Origin of the sequence: Silvimonas soli, assembly GCF_030035605.1 — a bacterium.
Lineage (GTDB): Bacteria > Pseudomonadota > Gammaproteobacteria > Burkholderiales > Chitinibacteraceae > Silvimonas > Silvimonas soli.
On record NZ_CP106736.1, the window covers coordinates 2,523,461 to 2,545,081 of the forward strand.

A 21,621-nucleotide genomic window follows, 5' to 3' on the forward strand; every position below is an offset into this window, starting at 1 on the left:
TATCGATATCCGGTTCTTGCTGCGAAATCATGTAGGGCGGGTGCAACCCGCCCTACATGAAAAGGCCTCCGCAGCGGGAGGCCTTTTCATTTCTGCAAAGAAGATCAAACACCAAACCACATCAAGCGTAGCTATCCATGCTCGGGCAGCTGCAAACCAGGTTGCGGTCGCCAAACACATCGTCGATGCGCTTCACGGTTGGCCAGAACTTGTTGGTCGCCACGTACGGCAGCGGGAACACCGCAACCTCACGACTGTATGGGTGAGACCATTCGCCAACTACGTCCGCCTGGGCGTGCGGCGCGTTGTGCAGCGGATTGTCCTCGGCGGGCCATTCACCGCTTTGCACTTTGGCGGCTTCAGCACGGATGCTGATCATGGCGTCGATGAAGCGATCGAGTTCGGCTTTGGATTCGGATTCGGTTGGCTCAATCATTAACGTGCCCGCAACCGGGAAGCTCATGGTCGGGGCGTGGAAGCCGTAATCCATCAGGCGCTTGGCGATATCGACTTCAGTCACGCCGGATGCAGCTTTGAGCGGGCGCAGATCAATAATGCACTCGTGCGCGACGCGGCCTTTGCTGCCGGTGTACAGCACCGGGTAATGCTCGGCCAGGCGGGTGGCGATGTAGTTGGCGTTCAGCAGCGCGGCTTCGGTGGCAAGGCGCAGACCTTCCGCTCCCATCATCGTCACGTACATCCAGCTGATCGGCAGAATACTGGCGCTACCAAATGGCGCGGCGGATACCGCGCTCATGCCGCTCTGCGCGCCCGGTACCGGCGTGACCACATGGCTGGCCATGAACGGCGCCAGATGCGCTTTCAGGCCAATTGGACCCATGCCCGGACCGCCGCCGCCGTGCGGAATGCAGAACGTTTTGTGCAGATTCATGTGCGATACGTCGGCACCGATATCAGCCGGGCGACACAGCCCGACCTGCGCGTTCAGGTTGGCGCCATCCATGTAAACCTGACCGCCGTGACTGTGCACCAGATCGCAAATCTCTTTCACGGCTTCTTCAAACACGCCATGGGTGGACGGATAAGTGAGCATCAGCGCGGCCAGATCAGCTGCGTGCTCTTCGGTCTTGGCTTTCAGATCGGGGATATCGATATTGCCGTTGTCATCACACGCCACCACCACCACGCGCATGCTCATCATCTGGGCGGTGGCGGGATTGGTGCCGTGGGCGGAACGTGGGATGAGGCACACATCACGCTTCTGGTCGCCACGGCTGTCGTGATAGCGGCGAATTGCCAGCAGACCGGCGTATTCGCCCTGCGCGCCGGAATTCGGCTGCATGGAGATCGCATCAAAACCGGTGATGGCTTTGAGTTGTTCGGCCAAGCCGTCGATCATTTCCAGATAACCCGTGGTTTGATCGACCGGCGCAAACGGATGCAGCTCGGCAAATTCCGGCCAGGTGACCGGGATCATTTCGCTAGTGGCGTTCAGCTTCATGGTGCAAGAGCCGAGCGAAATCATCGAGTGATTCAGCGCCAGGTCTTTGTTTTCCAGCTTCTTCAAATAGCGCAGCATTTCGTGCTCGCTATGGTGGGTGTTGAAGACCGGATGCGTGAGGATGGCCGATTCACGTTTCAGCCCAGCCGGAATGAAGTCGGCACTGACGGCCTTATCCAGATCAGCCAGATCAAACACTTTGCCGGTGAACAGGCCAAGCAGCGTTTCCAGATCGCGCTCGGTGGCTTTTTCGTGGAATGCCACGCCTAGCACGCCGTTGCCAGCGCGTCGCAGATTGATGCCAGCGCCCAATGCTGCGTGATAAACGGAGTCGGCCTTGCTGCCCAGATCGACTTGCACGGTGTCATAGAACTTGTTGAACACCAACTTGCCGCCACTTTGCTGCACACCGGTGGCGAACAGCGCGGCCAGGCGATGGATGCGCGCGGCGATGCGTTTGATGCCCGCTGGGCCGTGGTACACCGCATACATGCCGGCGATATTGGCCAGCAGCACTTGCGAGGTACAGATATTGGAATTGGCTTTCTCGCGGCGGATATGTTGCTCGCGGGTTTGCAGCGCCATGCGCAGTGCCGGTTTGCCAGCGGCATCGACCGACACGCCAATGATGCGGCCTGGTGCCGAGCGTTTCATTTCATCTTTGAACGCAAAATACGCGGCGTGCGGACCACCAAAGCCCATAGGCACGCCAAAGCGCTGGGTGTTGCCAATCGCGACATCGGCGCCCATTTCGCCCGGGGATTTAAGCAGCACCATCGCCATCATGTCGGCAGCGACAATCGCCACGGCACCCTTGGCCTTGGCGGCGGCAATGTAACCGGTCAGATCGACCAGTTCACCGTTTTCGCCCGGGTACTGGAACAGCACGCCAAAGTATTCATTGGCACCGGCTGCTTCGGCATGACCCACCACCAGTTCAAAGCCAAAATGATCGGCGCGGGTTTTCAGCACATCCAGCGTTTGTGGCAGCACACGCTCATCCACAAAAAACTGGTTGGCTTTTGCTTTGGATACGCGGCGTGCCATGGCCATGGCTTCAGCAGCAGCGGTGGCTTCATCCAGCAACGAAGCATTGGCCAATTCCAGACCAGTCAGGTCGATGACCATTTGCTGGTAGTTCAGCAATGCTTCCAGTCGGCCTTGGGCGATTTCGGCCTGATACGGTGTATAGGCGGTGTACCAGCCGGGGTTTTCCAGTACGTTGCGCAAAATGACGTTAGGCAGGCGTGTGGGGTGATAACCGAGCCCGATATACGATTTATTGACGCGGTTCTTGCCGGCAATTTCCTTCAGGCGGATCAGCGCCTCAGTTTCGGAAATCGCATCCGGCAAGGCCAGCTTCTGGTTGAAACGGATACCGGCAGGCACGGTTTGGTCAACCAGTTCTGCGCTGGATTTCAGACCCAGCGTGGCGAGCATGGCGGTAGCGTCGGCTTCATCAATACCGATGTGACGGTTGATGAAATCGTCGTGGTTAAACAATTCTGAGAGCGTCGTCATTTAGGGCAAATCCAGGCAAGCTGCGGCAAGTGGGCAAGGGCAAATGGGTGAAACATGTAGGGCGGGCGGCGGCGGGTTACACCCGCCCTACAGGTATTACGCGCCGAGTTCGCGGGCGTAGTCTTCGGCGGACAACATGCCGTCCAGATCGGCGGCATCGGCCGGCTTGAGGCGGAAGAACCAGCCGCCGGAGTACGGCTCGGTATTGGCGATTTCCGGGCCTGCTTCCAGTTCGGTATTGATGGCGACCACTTCACCGGCAATCGGTGCGTACACGTCAGACGCGGCTTTTACGGATTCAACCACACCAGCTTGTTCTTCTTTAGCCAGCGTCGTGCCTACTTTTGGCAACTCCACAAACACCAGATCGCCCAGCAATTCTTGCGCGTGGTGGGTAATGCCCACAGTGACGGTGCCATCGGCTTCCAGGCGCATCCACTCGTGGCTGGCGGCGTATTTCAGTTCTGCAGGGATATCCAGCATGATGGTTCTCTCTCGATTCAAATGGGTTTAAATGCTTGTTACTGCTTCAGAAAAATTCAGAACCAGTAAATCCGGATTACAAGTGGGCGAGCCGTTGCCCACGGCTCGCCACGCAGATTGATTTAGTCAAAGACCTTCTTGCCCAGGCGCACAAATGGCAGCTTGACCACGCGCACAGGCGTCAGTGTGCCACGCAGATCCACCTCTGCGGTGCTGCCGACTGCGGCAGGTACGCGGGCGATGGCAATTGAGTGTTTGAGCGTGGGCGAGAAGGTGCCGCTGGTGATGACGCCTTCGCCAGCGCCTGCAACCACCACTCGCATGCCTTCACGCAGCACGCCGCGGCCTTCCAGCACCAGGCCGACTTGTTTCATGGCAACCCCAGCGGCTTTTTCAGCTTCCAGCGCGGCGCGGCCAATAAAGTCACGACTGGCGGGTTCCCAGGCGATAGTCCAGCCCATACCGGCTTGCAGCGGGCTGATGGTTTCATCCATGTCGTGGCCGTACAGGTTCATGCCTGCTTCCAGCCGCAGCGTGTCGCGTGCACCCAGACCACACGGCGCGACACCGGCAGCGATCAGTTGCGAGAAAAATGCCGGAGCTTCGGTGGCTGGAATCATTATTTCCAGGCCGTCTTCACCGGTATAGCCGGTACGGGCCACAAACCATTCGCCCATCGCTACACCCTGGAATACCTTGAGCGCGCGGATCGCATCTGCCCATTGCGGCTTGACGCTACAGACCTTGTTGATGGCGTTGGGGCCTTGCACCGCCAGCATTGCCAGATCATCACGCACGGTCAGGATGACCTCGCGGCCTTCGCTCGTTTTGCGCAGCCACGCCAGGTCTTTCTCACGTGTACCGGCGTTGACCACCATGCGATAACCATCTTCGGCCAGATAGACGATCAGATCGTCGATCACCGTGCCTTCAGGCGTCAGCAAGCCCGAATACAACGCCTTGCCCATGTAACCGAGCTTGGCCACATCGTTAGCCAGAATGCCTTGCAACCAGGACTTGGCATCGCCACCGGTGATATCGAGCACCACCATGTGCGAAACATCGAACATGCCTGCATCGGCGCGCACGATTTCGTGTTCTTTGAGTTGGGAGCCGTAATGAATCGGCATGGACCAGCCCGCGAAGTCGACAATCTTCGCGCCAGCGTCGAGGTGGGATTGGTACAGCGGTGTACCCCTCGGGGGTACCCCCACAGTGGCGCTGGATGTGCTTGAGTCGGGTTGCAGCGGGGTGCGTGGAGCGGTCATCGGGATTTCCTGGGCGTGTGGATTGCAAATACGTACACCGTATCTGCGGCTTACCACACCCCTCTGTCCCGGCACCTGAGATTTTCAGGCGATGGCGTATGCACGCACTGTCGCCCTTAGCCCCTTCGGTGTGCGCGCAACAACCGCGCCGCTCTCCAGAGTTTTTCCAGCCCGCCACTGAATAAAAAGGTGATGGCTGCGTTGCCCGGCCTTGCCGTACAGCAAAGTACTGTCTGCGGCCTGGCGTCTTGCCCTAACCCTTTTCTTCAGCGGCCTTTGCGGCCGATGTCATACAGTCCTTTTGCCTGAGCGATTGCGGGTGCGCTTGCGCCTTCGGCGGCTTCATCCATTGCGGACAAAACACTCTCCTGCATGACGGGCGGATTATGCGCAGCCCACGCCCGCTTGGCAACTGCCGTTCATGCGGGTCAAGGGGAATATGTCATGGAGGTGGCGGGTTGCACCCGCCCTACTAAGGCGCTGCGAATATGAAGTAGGGCGGGTGTAACCCGCCGGTTGATGAATGGCAATGGTTTTATGCAATACACCAATCCGCAGAATAGACGCCTTGCTGCATATATCTGTGAAACGAAGACCACGGCCAGTCTAAGATGCGGGTGATCAATCCATGCTTCATCGGGTTCCAGTGCAGGTAATCCAGATAGCTCTTGAATTCTTGTTCATTGGCGATCGCGTGTTCCCAGAAGCGATGCTGCCAAAGTGTGCTGTGGCCCTTTGTCCTTCGGCGTGGATTGAGTAAATCGTGTTGCAGATAGCTTTCTGCACACGCTACGCTAACATCACGTTTTATCTTCTTCCAGCGAGTGGAAAAGTCGGCATCCCCATCAGGTAACGTCCAGATGCAGTGCAGGTGATCTGGCAAAAGTACCCAGCCATCGATACGAAATGGCCGTGTTCTGCGTGTTTCAACAATGGCAACGTGCAATGCCTTGCGAACATCCGCGTTGGTCAAAATGGGCCGCCGCTGTTCTGTGACTACAGTAAAGAAGTAGGTGCCTCCGGGGATTTGAGTTCGCAGGTAGTTGGACATATCTGAACGGTCGGCCTATGTGAAGTGTCGAGCCTATGCGTGGATTTCTAATCTGGATTTGATGTAGTTCATGGAGCTAGCGTGGCAATCGTGGCGGGTTGCACCCGCCCTACGGTGATGTAGCCAGCTTGCGATTCCCGTTCAGCATGCTGTCGCATGCGCAACGAGTGAGTTTTGCTATAATCCGCCCACTTCCGGGGAGCGCTGCGAGATGTGTTCTCATCCCAGGCCCGGAGTTTCAACGGCGCTCACCTGATGAACAACCGTGCCGGACACGGGCTCAAACTTGCCATGCAGGTTTTCAGGTGATGTTTCACCCCGCCCCGAACCGGCCACAACGTAAAGGACGTTCACATGAACGCTGTGGCTGATACCAAATTTACCGATTTCCACGTTGCCGATCTCTCGCTGGCGAGCTGGGGCCGCAAGGAAATCCGCATTGCCGAAACTGAAATGCCAGGCCTGATGGCCGTACGTGAACAAGGTGCCAGCACGCTGCCACTGAAGGGCGCGCGCATTGCCGGTTCGCTGCACATGACCATCCAGACCGCCGTGCTGATCGAAACCCTGCAAGCGCTGGGTGCTGAAGTGCGTTGGGCGTCGTGCAATATTTTCTCGACGCAAGACCACGCCGCTGCCGGTATCGCCGCCAATGGCCACAACGGCAAGGGCACGCCAGTGTTCGCGTTCAAGGGCGAATCGCTGGAAGAATACTGGCAGTTCACCCATCAAATCTTTGAATGGCCCAATGGCGAATTTGCCAACCTGATTCTGGATGACGGCGGCGATGCAACCCTGCTGCTGCATCTGGGCGCACGTGCTGAAACTGATTTGTCGGTCGTGGCTAACCCGACCAACGAAGAAGAAGAAGTGCTGTACGCCGCGATCAAGGCGCAAGTAGCTAAAGATCCGAAGTGGTATTCGACTCGCCTGAAGCACATTACCGGCGTGACCGAAGAAACCACCACCGGCGTGCATCGTTTGTATCAGATGCACGAACAAGGCAAGCTGGCTTTCCCGGCCATCAACGTCAATGACTCGGTCACCAAGTCCAAGTTCGACAATCTGTACGGCTGCCGCGAATCGCTGGTGGATGGCATCAAGCGCGCTACCGACGTGATGATCGCCGGTAAAGTGGCTGTGGTGCTGGGTTATGGCGATGTGGGCAAGGGTTGCGCGCAATCGTTGCGTGGCCTGGGCGCCACTGTTTGGGTTACCGAAATCGACCCGATCTGCGCACTGCAAGCGGCCATGGAAGGCTATCGCGTGGTGACCATGGATGATGTCGCATCGCAAGGCGATATCTTCGTGACCACCACCGGTAACGTGTCGGTGATTACGCATGAACACATGAAGGCCATGCGTAACAACGCCATCGTTTGCAATATCGGTCACTTTGACAGCGAAATCGAAGTTGCCAGCCTGCGTCAGTACGAGTGGGAAAACATCAAGCCGCAAGTCGACCACATCATCTTCCCGGACGGCAAACGCATCATCTTGCTGGCTGAAGGTCGTCTGGTGAACCTGGGTTGCGCCACTGGCCACCCATCGTTTGTGATGTCCAATTCGTTTGCCAACCAGGTGCTGGCGCAAATCGAACTGTTCACCAAGCTGGATCAATACCCGGTGGGCGTGTACGTGTTGCCAAAACACCTGGACGAAATGGTCGCACGCCTGCATCTGCAGAAGATCGGCGTGAAGTTGACCACGCTGACCGACCAGCAAGCTGCGTACATCAGCGTGCCCAAGGATGGTCCGTACAAGGCTGCGCACTACCGGTATTGATTTGCCTTGAAGGCGTTTCGCCAAAGCGCACACCAACCGGCCTCCATCAGGGGGCCGGTTTTTTTGTCTGCCAAACAGGCGGCTAACTGGTGTGGCAGCGACAAAAACATGGGTAAAGGAGCAAGGTGCGGTAACGCTCTATCTGCAAGTGTTTGCGTTCAACGAAACCGCCATCCGCTTTTACAACAAGACGGGTTTTCGACCCAATCGGTTTACATGAACACACCACTCTGATCGCGCTGACAGCAAATAGCTGGCTGGCGGTGCCAAAACAAAAAGCCCCATCAATTGGATGGGGCTTTTTACCGAACGCTGTGTTGATCAAGCGTTGTGGTGGGCGTGGTGCTTGTGATGATGATGCTTGGCTTGGGCTTTTTGTGCAGCCGATGCCTTGGTGCTCTTGTGTGCTGCAGAAGAAGCGCCGCTGGCCTTGTGGTGTTTAGCCTGAGCCTTTTGCGCTACGGAAGCCGCTGGTGCCTTGGCCTTGTGGGCGCTGGATGCGCTGCTGGCCTTGTGGTGTTTGGCTTGAGCCTTTTGAGCTACCGACGAAGCAGCAGAAGCTGTGGTCTTCTTGGTGCTGTGCTTTTTAGTCGAAGCTTTGTGATGGTGAGCGGTAGTGGAAGCCGCTGCCGGTGCAGTCTTGGCGGCAGGTGCGCTGGCATCCGCTGCGAAGACCGGGGTAGCAAACAGGAAACCAGCAGCAGTTGCGATAGCGATCAGGGCTTTCATGGTGTTTCTCCAAAGTAATCTTGTGTGGGGATACTGGGCGGGTTGTTGTCTGGCCCGTCCACAACTGCAGGATTACATGCGCCGCACCGCTTGTATGTGAGTGTGTGTGTCGCAGGAGAAACAAATGGTACTAACGTCAACCGGATTGCAAACCGCCCGTTTGCTTAATTTTGAGAAGTAGTTTCGAGAACAACTTCCAGTAATACATCAAGCATGGCGGGCGGGTTTTGAGCGTGGGTGCAAAGCCGGTTTATCCGGCCAGCGCGCCACGGGCATTGGCGAGGATTTCCTGCACCAGCAGGGCCGATGTCTCGACGATGGCGTATTCATCCTGCCCTGGCGCACCCATCTTCACGTGCTCATTGCGATAACGCATGCCGCTGGGAAAGGGCGCCCGGCCTGAAGTGTGAAACTCGCTGCAGCCGGTAGCGCGCACCAGATCGGCAATATTGTTCACGCGCACACCAGCACCGGGCATGATCACCAGCTTGTTACCGGCGACTTCGCGCAATTGCCGGAGCATTTCTGCGCCTTCTGGCGCGCTGGGGGCCTGGCCGGAGGTGAGCAAGCGGTTGCAACCAGTGCTGATGATGTCCTGCAATGCCTTGAGCGGATCTTTGGCAACATCAAAAGCGCGGTGGAAAGTCACTTGCATCGGCATGGCCAATTCGACCAACTGCTTGGTGCGGGCCACATCGATATCGCCATCGGCGGTCAAAAGGCCAATCACCACGCCATCCACCCCCAGTTTTTTGCAGGCGAGAATATCGCGGCGCATCACTTCAAATTCGATATCCGAATACAGAAAGTCGCCACCACGCGGGCGAATGATCACGTTGAGCGTGATCCACAGGCGGTCTCGTGCGGCAGCAATGGCGCCATGCGAAGGCGTGGTGCCGCCCTCCAGCAGGTTGTCGCAAAACTCCACCCGGCTGGCGCCGCCTTCCTGGGCGGCCAGGCAAGAGGTCACAGAGCCGGCGCAGATTTCCAGCAGAATGTCTTGATTGGCCATGGTGATCACTCCTGTATTGGGTCGGGCAAGCGTAAACGAAACTGACACGCAGCGGGAGGGGAAAAAGCAAAAACGCCCACAAGGATGACCCTGCGGGCGTTGTTAGTCTAACTGCAAAATCCTGCAATATTGCTACGGCAGATTGGCAGCGGCTCAGGCTGCCAGGCGCACAAACTCGCTGTTCAACGCAGCCAGAATCTGGCGATGGCGTTGATCCAGGTCGCTCATCTGGTTGGTGAGCTGGCGATCCATATCTTCCAGTTCTTCAATGCGGCCTTCCAGCGTGTCGGTGGCTTTATGGATGCGCTTGATGCTTTCCAGCCGGCGGCGCAATTGCAGTTGATGCTCGCGCACTTGCGTTTCCATCGGCGCCATCACTGCCTTGAGCCAGTTTTCGACATCACGGTTAGCCACTTCAAATACGTACACCACACGGCTGGCGACGGTTTCGAAGAACTTGCGGGTGATGCGGCCCTGACTGGTCGTCAGCAGCTTGCCCACAGTGTTGAAATGCTCGCGGAACGATTTCTCCAGGCGGGCGATTTCCTTGTGATACTTGAGCGTGGAGAACGGTGGTGGGGTGACTTGGCCCAAGCCGTGTTCTTCGCTGAATTTCTTGTACATGGCGGCCATCATCGCCTGGATTTCGGCAACCTGCTCGGCCGAACTGGCGATATTGGCGTTGGTGTCTTTGAAGAAGCGTTCCATGGTCGAACGCAAGCCACCTTCGCCAAACGAGAACCAGCTGCGTTCCATTTCATCGCGAATACGGGCGATCTCGGCCTTGAGTGCATCCATGCCCAGCAGCGACAACAGCTGGTTGGTTTGCTGGCTGAAAATGCTGCGCAGCGCCTGGAAACGCACCAGACCTTGTTCGAAATGGCGCTTGTCGGTCTGCACTTTGTCCATCATCTGCATGACCACGTCCTGGTTCTTGCCGCGCAAACGGCCCAGTTCGTCCAGTTGCTCCAGCAAGCTGGTGCGACGGGTAGACAACAAACTGCGTGTCGCCAGCACGATGTCATCGACTTCGGTGATGGTGCTGTCGCGCACGATATCTTGCTTGGCCGGCAACAGTTCGCCCGACAGCGCCGCTTCCAGTGCCATCAGTTGCGAGCGATCCAGCAGCGCTTCGTCATGCTGGACTTTACCGACCAAAGCTTTCTGCGCGGAAACCGGGAACACGTGATTGGCGTTTACGCCCAGCAAAGTGGCGGTGCCGGTGACTTGGCGGGCGATTTCGGCATCAATCTGCGCCTGGGTTTTCAGTTCGTCCCACAGGCCATCAATCTTGTTCAGCACCACCAGACGGCCACGCGAGCCAGCCTGGCTCTTGCCGATATGGTTGCGCCAGACATCAATATCACTCTTGGTCACGCCGGTGTCGGCAGACAAGATAAACAGGATGGCATGCGCGTTGGGCAGCAGGTTCAGCGTCAGTTCCGGCTCGGTACCAATCGCGTTCAGACCTGGCGTATCCAGAATCACCAGGCCTTGTTCCAGCAGCGGATGAGGGAAGTTGATCACCGCATGACGCCAGGCCGGAATTTCTACCGTGCCGTCAGCGCCAACTGCGATCACTTGATCGAGATCATCTTCATCAAACAAGCCAAAGCTCTTGGCGACTTCAGTCGACACGCGCTTGGTCTGGCCGACCTGGCCAAATGCCGCCAGCATGGAGTCGGCATTGTTGATATCCAGCTCGGTGGTGGCCCATTCGTCGCTGTAACGGCGGTATTCGCTGGTGGTGACGTTCTGTGCGCGGGTTTCGATCGGCAACAGCTGGATCGAAGGTGGGCGCGAAGCATCGTAAAGAATTTCGGTCGGGCACATGGTGGTGCGGCCCGCCGATGAAGGCAGCACCCGTTTGCCGTAATGGGCAAAGAAGATGGCGTTGATCAGTTCGGATTTGCCGCGCGAGAACTCGGCAACAAACGCAATATTCAATTTGTCGTCTTTGAGTTTTTCCAGCAGCGACTGAATACGGATCTGCGTCTGGGCGTCTTCCAGGTCTTGCTCGGACAACCAGCGCGACAATTGCGCTACGCGTTGCGACAACTGGCCACGCCATGCGCTGTAGGCCTGGAAATCTCCGGCCAGACGGTCTGTGCTATCTACATCGTTCACGGCTATCTCATCGCGGTGGAGGTAGTCGGTGCTCATCTCAATCCTCATGCCCGGTGCGGGCTGGCTGTGCGGCGGTTTTGCGCGCGCAATACTATCGTTTTTTGATAACGTGATTAATACACTAAAGCGTGGCGAATGATAATGGAATCAGTCATTTCTGGCAGTTCGGGCAGAAGAATGTTGCGCGCTGGCCCTGGCGGATTTCCATAATTGGCGAATTGCAGACCCGGCAAGGCTCGCCAGCGCGGCCATAGGCGTAGGTTTGCAATTGAAAATAACCGGTATTGCCACTGCTATCGACATAATCGCGCAGGGTAGTGCCACCCGCCGCGATGGCATCTGCCAGTGTGGCCTTGACGGCGTCAACCAGCGCGGTAATTTCGCGTTTCTTCAGTGTGGCTGCCGGTTTTTGCGGGTCGATACGTGCGCGGAACAAAGCTTCGGAAGCGTAGATATTGCCCACGCCAACGACGACATGTTGATCCATGATGACCAGCTTGATTGCGGCTTGCCGACGGGCGAGCTGCAGCTTGAGATAGTCGGCATTGAAAGTGTCGGATAAAGGTTCCGGTCCCAGACTGGCCAGCAATGGATGCGTCGCCGTTGCTTGCTCGTGCCACAGGATGCAGCCAAAGCGGCGCGGGTCCCGATAACGCAAGATGCGACCGTCTTCCAGGGCCAGATCCACATGATCATGCTTTTCCACTGCGCGGGCCGCGGTCACAACGCGCAGGGTGCCGCTCATGCCCAGGTGCACGATCAACGTGCCGTGCTCAAAGCCAATCAACAGATATTTGGCGCGCCGCTCCACCGAGCGCACACGTTGGCCCTGCAATGTTTGTTGCAGGTGATCCGGCACCGGCCAGCGCAGGCGCGGGTCGCGCACGGTGACGGTTTCAATGGCTTGGCCAGTCAGAATGTCGGCAATGCCGCGGCGGGTTGTTTCTACTTCCGGCAGTTCAGGCATGAAGGCGGACCAGTGAACAGAAAATTGATAGTTAGATGGTTATTCAACAGGCATATCACAATGGGCAGCGAAAATCCTCAGTGCGCGTCACCTTGCAACTTGGACTTCCCGCCAGAATTTACCTTAATATGAAGTAGTCAAAGCAATCTGTCGCCTGCGCGCTCATCTTTGCAGACGACGCCCATTCCATTACCCGCCGGACTGTGCCATGCCCCTGCCGTTTTCACGGAAGCTGATCCTTACCCCCATTTGTCTGAGCCTGTTAGTGCTGTCCGGCTGCGCATCAATGGGGCGGCCGCCGGCAGAAACCGCCGCCGTTGCAAGTGCCCCCGCTGCGGCGGCTGCACCCGATGCCAATGCCGATGGCCCTTTGCCCAATATGGAGCTCAGCGACGAGCTGGTGATGCGCTTCCTGGTGGGTGACATCGCCCTGCAACGTGGCCAGCCTGGGCTGGCAGCGCAAACCTGGAACGATCTGGCCAAGCGCACCCATGATCCACGCGTGGCCAAACGTGCGACCGAAGTCGCCATTGGCGCGGGTCAGCTCAATCTGGCCATGGATTCCGCACGCCAGTGGATCGATGCCTCGCCCAACGCCGTCGGCCCGCAACAAGTCATGCTGAGTTTGCTGCTACGTGCCAACCGCTTGGACGAAGCCAAGCCGCATCTGGAGGCGCTGCTCAAAGCCAAGCCGCAAGATGTGCCGTCGTTCTTTATGCAGATGCACATGCTGTGGGACAAAAACACAGACCGCAAAGCTGCCGCCAAGCTCACCGAAGAAGTCACCACGCCTTATCTGAATTTGCCGGAAGCGCATTTTGCTCGCGCCGTGGCGTACGCCAATATCGAGCGTGTGCCGGATGCGATCAAGGAAGTCGACGCGGCTCAGGCCATCCGCCCGGGCTGGGAGCCAGCGGTGCTCTACCGGGTGCAGTTGATGTCAGATCAGCCTGCGCAAGTACGTGTTGATTATTTGCGCAGTGCGCTGCAAAAGAATCCGGATTCGCTGCCCATCCGCAATGCGCTGGCGCGCGAACTGGTGCTGAACCGGCAAATGAAAGAAGCGCTGCAGATGTATAACAGCGTCTTGCAGGTTCAGCCCGATAACCTGGAAGCGCTGGTTGGTTCTGGCCTGGTTTCGCTAGAGCAACATGACCTGCAGACTGCAGAAATCCGGCTGAATGCGGCAGTGAAGAAAAGCCCGCGTACAACCAATAACCTGCGTATCTATCTGGGCCAGATTGCCGAAGAACGTAATAGTTACGACGATGCCATTGCCTGGTATCAAAGCGTTGAAGGCGATATGCGCGATGCCGCCAACCAGCGCTTGATCCGTTTGTATGCGCGCACTGGCAAAACCGACGCCGCTTTGGCGCTGGTCCACGAAAACGTGGCGCTGACTACCGAGCAGCAAACCCAGCAGGCATTGCTTGAGTCGCAAATCTACCGCGAAGCCAAGAATTACGACAAAGCCTATGCCGTGCTGACGGCGGCCATTGCCAAGCAGCCCAAGAATGCTGATCTGCTGTACGAGCGCTCGCTGATTGCCGATCTGCAGCACAATGTACCGGGCGCCGAGGCCGACTTGCATAAATATCTGGAGCTGCAACCAGGTAGCGCACAAGGTCTGAACGCGTTGGGCTATACGCTGGCCAACCGCACGGATCGCTACGACGAAGCCAATGGTTATCTGGAAAAAGCCGTCGCGCTGGACCCGGAAAACCCGGTGATCCTCGATAGCCTGGGTTGGCTGCGCTACAAGCAGAATCGTTTGGCCGAGGCTCGCGATTTGCTGACCAAAGCCTACAAGGCCATGCCTGATCCGGAAGTGGGCGCGCATCTGGCGGCAACGCTCTTCAAACTGGGCAACAAGAGCGACGCCCACAAGGTGCTGGCTGAAGCGCAAAAGCTGGACCCGGATAACGAATCGGTTATCGCCATCGGCCAGGAAATCGGCAAACCGTGATGCGGCGGTTTTCCACAGGGCTGTTGATTGGTGCCGTGCTGCTGCTGGCGGGCTGTGCCACGCCGCCGGCAGCGCCCAAAGCGGGTGAATTGGTCGCGACCGGCCGGGTGGCGGTAAAAGTGCCCAACGATTCGCAAATGGCCAATTTCACCTGGCGTGATGATGGCCAGCAAGCCGCGCTCGACCTGGGTACACCGCTGGGTCAGACTGTCGCCCGGCTGACCTTCACCGCTGATAGCGCAAAGCTGCAAGATTCCAGCGGCAAAGAAACGGTCGCTCAAAGTGCCGAGGACCTGCTGCAACAGCGCACCGGCTGGAATCTGCCGGTGCAGGGTATGCGCTGGTGGTTGCGTGGCAAGCCGGACCCTGCGGTGCCCGCGCAGGTCACGGTTATTCCCGACGGTGGCGTGCATATTGTGCAAAGTGGCTGGCAGATTGACGCCACTGACCTGCGTGATGCGGGTGTGCAAGGCAAGCTGCCTTATCGAGTTCATGCAAGCCGTGACGGGCTTGATCTGCGTATTGTGGTATCTGATTGGCAATGGCAACCGTAACTTCCGTGTCTTCTTCCAATTCTTCTCATTCGACGCTCTTGTCGGCTTTTCCGGTATCGGCAGAGGGCTGGCGAGCCTTTCCTGCGCCGGCCAAGCTCAATCTGTTTTTGCACGTCATTGGACGGCGCGCAGATGGCTACCATCTGCTGCAATCGGTATTCCAGCTGATTGATCTGGCCGACACCATTCATTTGCGATTACGCGATGACGCGCAGGTGATTCATCACAATCCGCTGTCCGGTGTTCCGGCCGAAACCGATCTGACGGTGCGCGCGGCCCGTTTGCTGCAACAGGAAACGGGCTATACCAAAGGCGTGGATATCCGCGTCGACAAGCGCATTCCCATGGGCGGTGGTCTGGGCGGCGGCAGTTCAGATGCGGCGACGGTGTTGTTGGCGCTGAACCGGTTGTGGGGCGTGAATCTGTCACGGGCGCAGTTGATGCGGCTTGGCTTGGCGCTGGGTGCCGACGTGCCATTTTTCATCTTCGGACGCAACGCGTTTGTTGAAGGTATCGGCGAAATCATGCAGGAAATCACCACGCCTGAAGCTTGGTATGTCGTGCTGCATCCGCCTGTGCACGTGTCGACACCAGCAATTTTTAAAGATGAACGCTTGACAAGAAACACTCCCTCCCTCAAACTGCGCGACCTCAACACCACTGCAAGCAGGAACGATCTGCAGGCGGTGGCAGTGAGTCAGCATCCGCAGATTGCTGAATTTCTGGATTGGCTAAGCCAGTTTGGGGATGCGCGGATGACTGGATCAGGAAGCTGCGTTTTCACGAAATGCGCTTCACAAAGCGCCGCGGATCGTGTAATATCCCGGCTTCCTGACGAGATGACCGGTTTTACAGCGAGGTCACTCAAGCGGCACGAGTTAAGCGAATTTGCTGATGAGTAGGTAGATCAGCAGTTTCGATAGGGGAGTCGCCAAGTTGGTTAAGGCATCGGATTTTGATTCCGACATGCGAAGGTTCGAATCCTTCTTCCCCTGCCAGTTCGAAGATAGAAAAGCGTGTACACCAGTTACACGCTTTTCGTTTTTTCAAGGCACAAAAATGGCTTACGACAGCCTCATGGTATTTACCGGCAACGCTAATCCCAAGCTTGCCGAAAGCGTCGTCAATCACCTGGATATTTCGTTGGGGCGAGCCACTGTTGGCCGCTTCTCCGATGGTGAAGTGACAGTCGAGTTGCTGGAGAACGTTCGCGGTCGCGACGTTTTCGTCCTGCAGTCAACTTGCGTGCCTACCAACGACAATATTATGGAAGTGATGCTGATGGTCGATGCGCTCAAACGCGCTTCAGCCGGTCGCATCACTGCGGCGATACCGTATTTTGGTTACGCCCGGCAAGATCGCCGCCCTCGCTCCGCACGTGTCCCGATTTCTGCCAAAGTCATCGCCAACATGTTGCAAGTAGCTGGCGTTGATCGTGTGCTGACGGTAGATGTCCACGCCGACCAGATTCAAGGCTTCTTTGATATCCCGGTCGACAACATCTACTCCACACCGGTGCTGTTGGCCGATATCCGTGCCAAGAATCACGACCAGTTGATGGTTGTCAGTCCGGACGTCGGCGGCGTGCTGCGCGCGCGTGCCATGGCCAAGCAACTGACCACCGACATGGCCATTATCGACAAGCGTCGTCCGAAGGCTGGTGTGGCCGAGGTGATGCACATCATTGGTGATGTCACCGGTCGTACCTGCGTGATCATCGATGACATGATCGATACCGCCAACACGCTGGTGAAAGCCGCGCAAGCGTTGAAAGCCCATGGCGCCGCTCGCGTCATCGCTTATGCTACGCATGCGGTGTTCTCGGGTGCAGCGGTTGAGCGCATTGTGCAGTCCGAACTGGATGAAGTGGTGGTAACAGATACCATCCCGTTGTCTGAAGCGGCCAGCCAGTGTGAACGGATTCGTGTGGTGTCGATTGCCGGGTTACTGGCAGAGACCATGCGCCGGATCAACAACGAAGAGTCCGTTTCTTCGCTGTTTGTAGATTGATCCGGTAGTACAGATTTTTACAGCGGTGAGCGGGCTGGTGCCTACTCGCCGCTTCGTCATTTGAGGGGCTTTCCCTCAAGTCCTTTGCCAGTCTGGTCGCGGGTGGCAAAGTGTTAACATGAAATGGAGCAACAACCATGTCTTACGAAATTCAAGCCCAGGCCCGCGTGGCGCAGGGTACCGGTGCGAGCCGCCGCCTGCGTAACACCGGCAAGCTGCCTGGGATTGTTTACGGTGGCAGCAAAACCCCGGTTGCGATCGAACTCGATCACAACAGCATGTGGTACACCCTGAAAGAAGAAGCTTTCCACACCGCGCTGATCAAGCTGGTTGTGGACGGCGCTACCGAACAGGTTCTGGTTCGCTCGGTGCAATACCACCCGTTCAAGCAACTAATTCTGCACGTTGACTTCCAGCGTGTTGACGAATCCACCAGCGTTGAAATGAAGGTGCCTCTGCACTTTGCAAACGCTGAAATCGCTCCTGGCGTTAAGCTGGACGGTGGTTCGATCGGTTACATCCTGAACGAAGTGCTGGTTCGCTGCTCGGCAACCAAGCTGCCGGAATTCATTGAAGTCGACTTGGGCAACATGGGCGCTGGCAATGGTTCCATCCACTTGTCCGATCTGAAGCTGCCAGAAGGCGTCGAACTGATGTCCCTGGTTCGCGGCGAAGATCTGGCAGTGGCCAACTACAACGCACCGAAGGGCAGCGATTAATTCGCAGCTGTTCTGTACGTTGTTAAAAACCGGCTGGGTTATACCAGCCGGTTTTTTTATGCCCATACTGCCCGGTTGACCAAGCGTGCCTACCTAGACCTGACACCGTCCTGCTATTGTTTGAAAACAACATCAACAAACAATACCGAGGATGACGATGTATCAGAGCGAACAGGAAAACGATAGCCGGACCGATATCTACCAGCGATATCGCAGCAGCCCGCTGGAATGGCTGGCCTCCATGCCGGTGCTGTCACCGCGACAACGCCCACTAGTTCGTGGTGCGATGGCGCTGCTTGCGTTGGTGTTGTTTACGTATTGGCTTGGCCCGCGCTGGGGGCATTCGCCGTTTTATTCCCGCAACGTGGATTTCGACAGCAACTTCAGCTTGTTGCAAGAAGTGGCATTGCCAGATGTAGCCATTGAAACCGCCCCATTGAGCACCGTCACACTGAATCTGCTCGGCAGCTGGCCTGGCTGGCGAGTGGCGCAATATGCTGATGGTCGTCATTACCTGGTGACCTTGTCCGATCATCTGGGGCAAATGCAGTGGGCGCAGCGGGTAGATCAAAAGCCGACCTGGACGGGTGACTGGCGCCTGGTGCAGCAAGACAGTGGCTGGGCGTGGTTTGGCGGCTGGCGCGTGGCGATTGCGTCACCGCAGATTGCCCAAAACAGCGCGTTGTTTCTAAGCCCGGGCGGCGATGCGCGTGTGGTGCGTCATCTGACGCTAACCCCACCCAAGTGATCTGGCCATTGCGGGTTGGCGTGCAGTGCATTGAACCCTTATCATGGCTGCTTGCCTCAAATACCTGGGCACGCGGCATCAGGCCAAAGCCTGAGGTCGCGCCTGCCCGCATACGGTCAAATCAAATACCCCATGTCTGCAATCAAATTAATCGTCGGTCTGGGTAACCCCGGGGCCGAATATGCTGCCACCCGTCACAACGCCGGATTCTGGTGGGTGGATGAACTGGCGCGCGAAGGTGGTGTCAGTTTGCGTCATGACAGCAAATTTCACGGTCTGGCTGGCAAAGCCAGGCTGCATGGCGAGGAAGTCTGGCTGCTGCAGCCGCAAACTTTCATGAATCGCAGTGGTCTGTCGGTAGTGGCGCTCGCGCAATTCTACAAAATCCTGCCCGATGAAATTCTGGTGGTGCACGATGAACTGGATATTCCGCCCGGTCAGGCCAAGCTTAAACAAGGTGGCGGCAATGGCGGCCACAATGGTTTGAAGGATATTCAGGCGCATTTGTCGACGCCCAATTTCTGGCGTTTGCGTCTGGGCATCGGTCATCCGGGTGATCGCAATGAGGTGGTCAGCTTTGTGCTCAAACCGCCGCGGCGTGAAGAGCAGGAATTAATCGATGACGCCATGGTCCGCGCCCAGAATCTGCTGCCCCGCATGCTCAAGGGCGAGATGAATATCGCCATGCAGCAACTACATACCGATGAAGGTAAACAAAGGCCACATAAGCCCGCACCATGACCTGTCTATCCATATTGATCGCCAACCCCAAAGGCGGCAGCGGCAAATCCACGCTGTCTACCAACCTGGCCGGCTATTTTGCCTGGCAAAGTGAACGGGTCGTATTGGGCGATCTGGACCGACAGCACACGGCGCGTTACTGGCTGGGCCAACGCCCGCCACAGTATCCGTTGATTGGCGATTGGGATGTGGAGGCGGATGAGTTGCTGCGCCCATCCAAAGGCGTCACGGTGGCTATTCTGGACAGTCCCGCCGGTTTGCATGGCAAAAAGCTTGAATCGGCACTCAAGCTGGTCGACCGGGTGCTGGTGCCAGTGGTGCCGTCAGCTTTCGATATGTGGGCGCTGGAAGGTTTCTTCGCCCAGTTGGCCGAAGAAAAAGCGGTACGCAAAAAACAGGTCGAGATCGGCATCGTCGGCATGCGTGTTGATCCGCGCACTCACGCCGCGCGCCAGTTGGAAACCTTCCTCGCTGGTTACGGCTTTCCGGTACTCACTTATCTGCGCAACACCCAGCTGTATGTGCAGCTTCAACCCAAGGGGCTCACGTTGTTCGATCTGCCAGCAAAGCGGTTCGAGCGTGACCTTGAACAATGGCAGGCAATTCCCAAGTGGCTTCGCAACCCCGCATCCCCGTCAATCTGATCACCGGTTTTCTTGGCGTCGGTAAAACGACGGCTATTTCCCGTTTGCTGGCCGACAAGCCCGCCAACGAATTCTGGGCCGTGGTGGTCAACGAATTCGGCGAGGTGGGTATTGATGGCGCCACTTTGTCTTCTGCGGGCGAAGGTTTGCAGGTTGCCGAAGTGCCGGGTGGTTGTATCTGCTGCACCACCAGCCCGATGTTGCGGGTCAACCTCAACAAGCTGGTGCAAGGCAAGCGCCCGGATCGCATCCTGATCGAGCCGTCGGGGCTCGGCCACCCGGCGGGCATTATCGATTTGCTGCGTGACCCGTTCATGAGCGCCACGTTTGAAGTGCGCGCCGTGTTGACGCTGATGGATGCCCGGCATCCGGAAGATGCCCGCTACGCCCGCAATGAAACCTGGCGTGACCAGATCGAATTGGCGGATGTGCTGGTGATCAACAAAACGGACCTGGCTGACGCGCCGCAACTGGAACGCGCCCGGGCGATGGCCAATGCGGCCTTTCCGCCCAAAATTGCCGTGGTCGAAACGCGCCAGGGACTGATTGATCCGGACTTGCTGGATGCGCCGTTACTGGCCGAGCGCTGGCAAGAGCCGCAAGCGCACGCCAGTAGTCACAGCCCGCTGGCGCCGCGGCGCAAGGCTGAAGCGCCTGTTGCAGCTGAAGTGCCGCAAGGTAATGAGCCGGTACGTAAAACCCAATCCAGCCTGGGTTCACATGCCTGTGGCTGGATTTTTACCCCGGAAACCCTGTTTGATAGCGGTGCGCTGGCAGATTTGTTTCAGGCGCTTAACCAGGCCGATGCACTCGCGTTGCTGGGTTTGTCACGCGCCAAAGGCGTGTTTCATACCGAGCGTGACTGGTATCGCTTTGACTGGGTCGACCAGTACCCGTCGGCCAACGTCTCGGCATACCGCCGTGACAGTCGCTTTGAGGTGATCGTTGAGGCCGCAGCAGCACCAGACTGGTCGCAACTGGAAGCGCGCCTGCTGGCCGCACGGATACGGCCAGGCAGTGCTGAGGGTGAGAGTGGCGCTGGCGTACCGGTTTAACGCAAAACGGTACGAATCTGCGCCAGGTAGGTTTGCGCGGCGCTTTCCATGCCGCGCTGCTTCATGACGGTCATGTAACGGCTGACGCGTTCTTCGATCTCGGCCACGGACGTGATGTTTTCCATGTTCTGGATCATGTCATCAAGTTCGCCCGACAGATGATTCTGGTTGGTCATGTGCAGAATCGAGCGGATGCGCGCTACCTGGCCCGCACTGATGCGTACTGCGGTGGTGCCCAGCGAGACAGTCACGGCCCCGGCAACCGGCGCAGACGCGGTAACCGCGGCCACGGGCGCAGCAGCGGTGGCGGCGGACTTGGAGGGCAAAGAGCCGGCGCGCTCGATCAGGCCATCCCATTCCAGTTCCAGCAATTTATGGACGAGATCTTTTTCCGGCATGGTCATCGGCAGACCATGCGCCGGGGTCTTGCCGTCGATCATGATCAACAGTTGCCGCTGCTTGAGCGAGAGGCCACTGGCGCGGGTTTGAATCTCCGCTTGTCCTAATTCGGTCTTGCGATAAATCACGTCCAGCATTGCACTCCCCCTGGTTCTTTCCATGCGATGGAATCCGGCGCTTCTTGGGCGAGGCCGTAATTCATAAAAAGCTGATGCTTGGCAAACAGGGTTTTTACTGCAATCGGGCGGTAACGGAAAGGTGATACGGGGATTTGTGATTTGAATGAGACAGACGACCGCCAATCGGCGGAGCGCGGCATCACAGTAGCGGATGTTTGCTGCGCGCAATAAAAAAGGCGGATTCGAAATCCGCCTTTTTTA

Annotated in this window: 19 protein-coding genes, 1 tRNA gene and 3 riboswitches; of the genes, 11 read left to right on the forward strand and 9 right to left on the reverse strand. The window is 57.4% G+C overall.

Annotation, left to right across the window (positions count from 1 at the left end; translation table 11 throughout):
* Positions 1 to 121: 121 nt before the first annotated feature.
* From gcvP to N7220_RS11645, 4 genes are all read right to left on the reverse strand, one after another.
* The gene (gene gcvP / locus N7220_RS11630) at positions 122 to 2,983 is read right to left on the reverse strand and encodes an aminomethyl-transferring glycine dehydrogenase (protein WP_283147691.1); all 2,862 of its coding nucleotides are present in this window, start codon (positions 2,981 to 2,983) and stop codon (positions 122 to 124) included.
* Positions 2,984 to 3,079: 96 nt separating this feature from the next.
* Positions 3,080 to 3,466, reverse strand: a complete 387-nt coding sequence (gcvH, locus tag N7220_RS11635) for a glycine cleavage system protein GcvH (protein WP_390901489.1) — start codon at positions 3,464 to 3,466, stop codon at positions 3,080 to 3,082.
* A gap of 122 nt (positions 3,467 to 3,588) precedes the next feature.
* Complete coding sequence (gene gcvT / locus N7220_RS11640; protein ID WP_283147692.1) at positions 3,589 to 4,734, reverse strand: glycine cleavage system aminomethyltransferase GcvT; 1,146 nt, start codon at positions 4,732 to 4,734, stop codon at positions 3,589 to 3,591.
* A gap of 53 nt (positions 4,735 to 4,787) precedes the next feature.
* A riboswitch (glycine riboswitch) is annotated at positions 4,788 to 4,903 on the reverse strand.
* A 114-nt stretch (positions 4,904 to 5,017) separates the two neighbouring features.
* A riboswitch (glycine riboswitch) is annotated at positions 5,018 to 5,115 on the reverse strand.
* 154 nt (positions 5,116 to 5,269) lie between these two features.
* Positions 5,270 to 5,785 (reverse strand): REP-associated tyrosine transposase, encoded by a 516-nt coding sequence (locus N7220_RS11645; RefSeq protein ID WP_283147693.1) that lies wholly within the window; start codon positions 5,783 to 5,785, stop codon positions 5,270 to 5,272.
* A gap of 192 nt (positions 5,786 to 5,977) precedes the next feature.
* Positions 5,978 to 6,042, forward strand: a riboswitch (S-adenosyl-L-homocysteine riboswitch).
* Between the two features lie 97 nt (positions 6,043 to 6,139).
* Here N7220_RS11645 and ahcY point away from each other — a divergent pair.
* On the forward strand, positions 6,140 to 7,570 hold the full coding sequence (gene ahcY, locus N7220_RS11650; RefSeq protein WP_283147694.1) for an adenosylhomocysteinase: 1,431 nt from the start codon (positions 6,140 to 6,142) through the stop codon (positions 7,568 to 7,570).
* Positions 7,571 to 7,891: 321 nt separating this feature from the next.
* Here the strand turns inward: ahcY and N7220_RS11655 are convergent, their stop codons facing one another.
* The 4 genes from N7220_RS11655 to mutM form a co-directional block, all read right to left on the reverse strand.
* Positions 7,892 to 8,299, reverse strand: coding sequence for a hypothetical protein (locus N7220_RS11655; protein ID WP_283147695.1), 408 nt, complete (start codon positions 8,297 to 8,299; stop codon positions 7,892 to 7,894).
* A gap of 250 nt (positions 8,300 to 8,549) precedes the next feature.
* Positions 8,550 to 9,311: a copper homeostasis protein CutC gene (locus tag N7220_RS11660; RefSeq protein ID WP_283147696.1), complete on the reverse strand. Its 762-nt coding sequence runs from the start codon at positions 9,309 to 9,311 to the stop codon at positions 8,550 to 8,552.
* A gap of 153 nt (positions 9,312 to 9,464) precedes the next feature.
* Positions 9,465 to 11,474 carry a dynamin family protein gene (locus N7220_RS11665; RefSeq protein ID WP_283147697.1) on the reverse strand — a complete coding sequence of 670 codons (2,010 nt, stop codon included), beginning with the start codon at positions 11,472 to 11,474 and terminating at the stop codon, positions 9,465 to 9,467.
* 115 nt (positions 11,475 to 11,589) lie between these two features.
* Entirely contained in the window at positions 11,590 to 12,405 is an 816-nt protein-coding gene (gene mutM / locus N7220_RS11670) for a bifunctional DNA-formamidopyrimidine glycosylase/DNA-(apurinic or apyrimidinic site) lyase (RefSeq protein ID WP_283147698.1), read from the reverse strand.
* 286 nt (positions 12,406 to 12,691) lie between these two features.
* Between mutM and N7220_RS11675 the strand changes: the two genes are divergently transcribed.
* The 10 genes from N7220_RS11675 (at position 12,692) to N7220_RS11720 (ending at position 20,842) form a co-directional block, all read left to right on the forward strand.
* On the forward strand, positions 12,692 to 14,371 hold the full coding sequence (locus N7220_RS11675; RefSeq protein WP_283147699.1) for a tetratricopeptide repeat protein: 1,680 nt from the start codon (positions 12,692 to 12,694) through the stop codon (positions 14,369 to 14,371).
* A complete protein-coding gene (gene lolB / locus N7220_RS11680) occupies positions 14,371 to 14,925 on the forward strand; it encodes a lipoprotein insertase outer membrane protein LolB (RefSeq protein WP_283151434.1) in 555 nt (184 codons plus the stop codon). The genes N7220_RS11675 and lolB overlap by 1 nt, the downstream gene beginning before the upstream one ends.
* Positions 14,907 to 15,827: a 4-(cytidine 5'-diphospho)-2-C-methyl-D-erythritol kinase gene (gene ispE / locus N7220_RS11685; RefSeq protein WP_390901490.1), complete on the forward strand. Its 921-nt coding sequence runs from the start codon at positions 14,907 to 14,909 to the stop codon at positions 15,825 to 15,827. The genes lolB and ispE overlap by 19 nt, the downstream gene beginning before the upstream one ends.
* A 19-nt stretch (positions 15,828 to 15,846) precedes the next feature.
* A tRNA-Gln gene (locus N7220_RS11690) sits at positions 15,847 to 15,923 on the forward strand.
* 61 nt (positions 15,924 to 15,984) lie between these two features.
* A complete protein-coding gene (locus tag N7220_RS11695; RefSeq protein ID WP_283147700.1) occupies positions 15,985 to 16,935 on the forward strand; it encodes a ribose-phosphate pyrophosphokinase in 951 nt (316 codons plus the stop codon).
* Positions 16,936 to 17,072: 137 nt separating this feature from the next.
* Positions 17,073 to 17,654 carry a 50S ribosomal protein L25/general stress protein Ctc gene (locus tag N7220_RS11700; protein ID WP_283147701.1) on the forward strand — a complete coding sequence of 194 codons (582 nt, stop codon included), beginning with the start codon at positions 17,073 to 17,075 and terminating at the stop codon, positions 17,652 to 17,654.
* A 157-nt stretch (positions 17,655 to 17,811) separates the two neighbouring features.
* The gene (locus N7220_RS11705) at positions 17,812 to 18,402 is read left to right on the forward strand and encodes a hypothetical protein (RefSeq protein WP_283147702.1); all 591 of its coding nucleotides are present in this window, start codon (positions 17,812 to 17,814) and stop codon (positions 18,400 to 18,402) included.
* 132 nt (positions 18,403 to 18,534) lie between these two features.
* Positions 18,535 to 19,143 (forward strand): aminoacyl-tRNA hydrolase, encoded by a 609-nt coding sequence (gene pth / locus N7220_RS11710; protein ID WP_283147703.1) that lies wholly within the window; start codon positions 18,535 to 18,537, stop codon positions 19,141 to 19,143.
* Positions 19,140 to 19,787, forward strand: a complete 648-nt coding sequence (locus tag N7220_RS11715; protein WP_283147704.1) for a ParA family protein — start codon at positions 19,140 to 19,142, stop codon at positions 19,785 to 19,787. The genes pth and N7220_RS11715 overlap by 4 nt, the downstream gene beginning before the upstream one ends.
* Positions 19,754 to 20,842: a CobW family GTP-binding protein gene (locus N7220_RS11720; protein ID WP_283147705.1), complete on the forward strand. Its 1,089-nt coding sequence runs from the start codon at positions 19,754 to 19,756 to the stop codon at positions 20,840 to 20,842. The genes N7220_RS11715 and N7220_RS11720 overlap by 34 nt, the downstream gene beginning before the upstream one ends.
* Here N7220_RS11720 and N7220_RS11725 read toward each other — a convergent pair.
* A complete protein-coding gene (locus N7220_RS11725) occupies positions 20,839 to 21,402 on the reverse strand; it encodes a hypothetical protein (protein ID WP_283147706.1) in 564 nt (187 codons plus the stop codon). The genes N7220_RS11720 and N7220_RS11725 overlap by 4 nt on opposite strands.
* Positions 21,403 to 21,621: the final 219 nt, after the last annotated feature.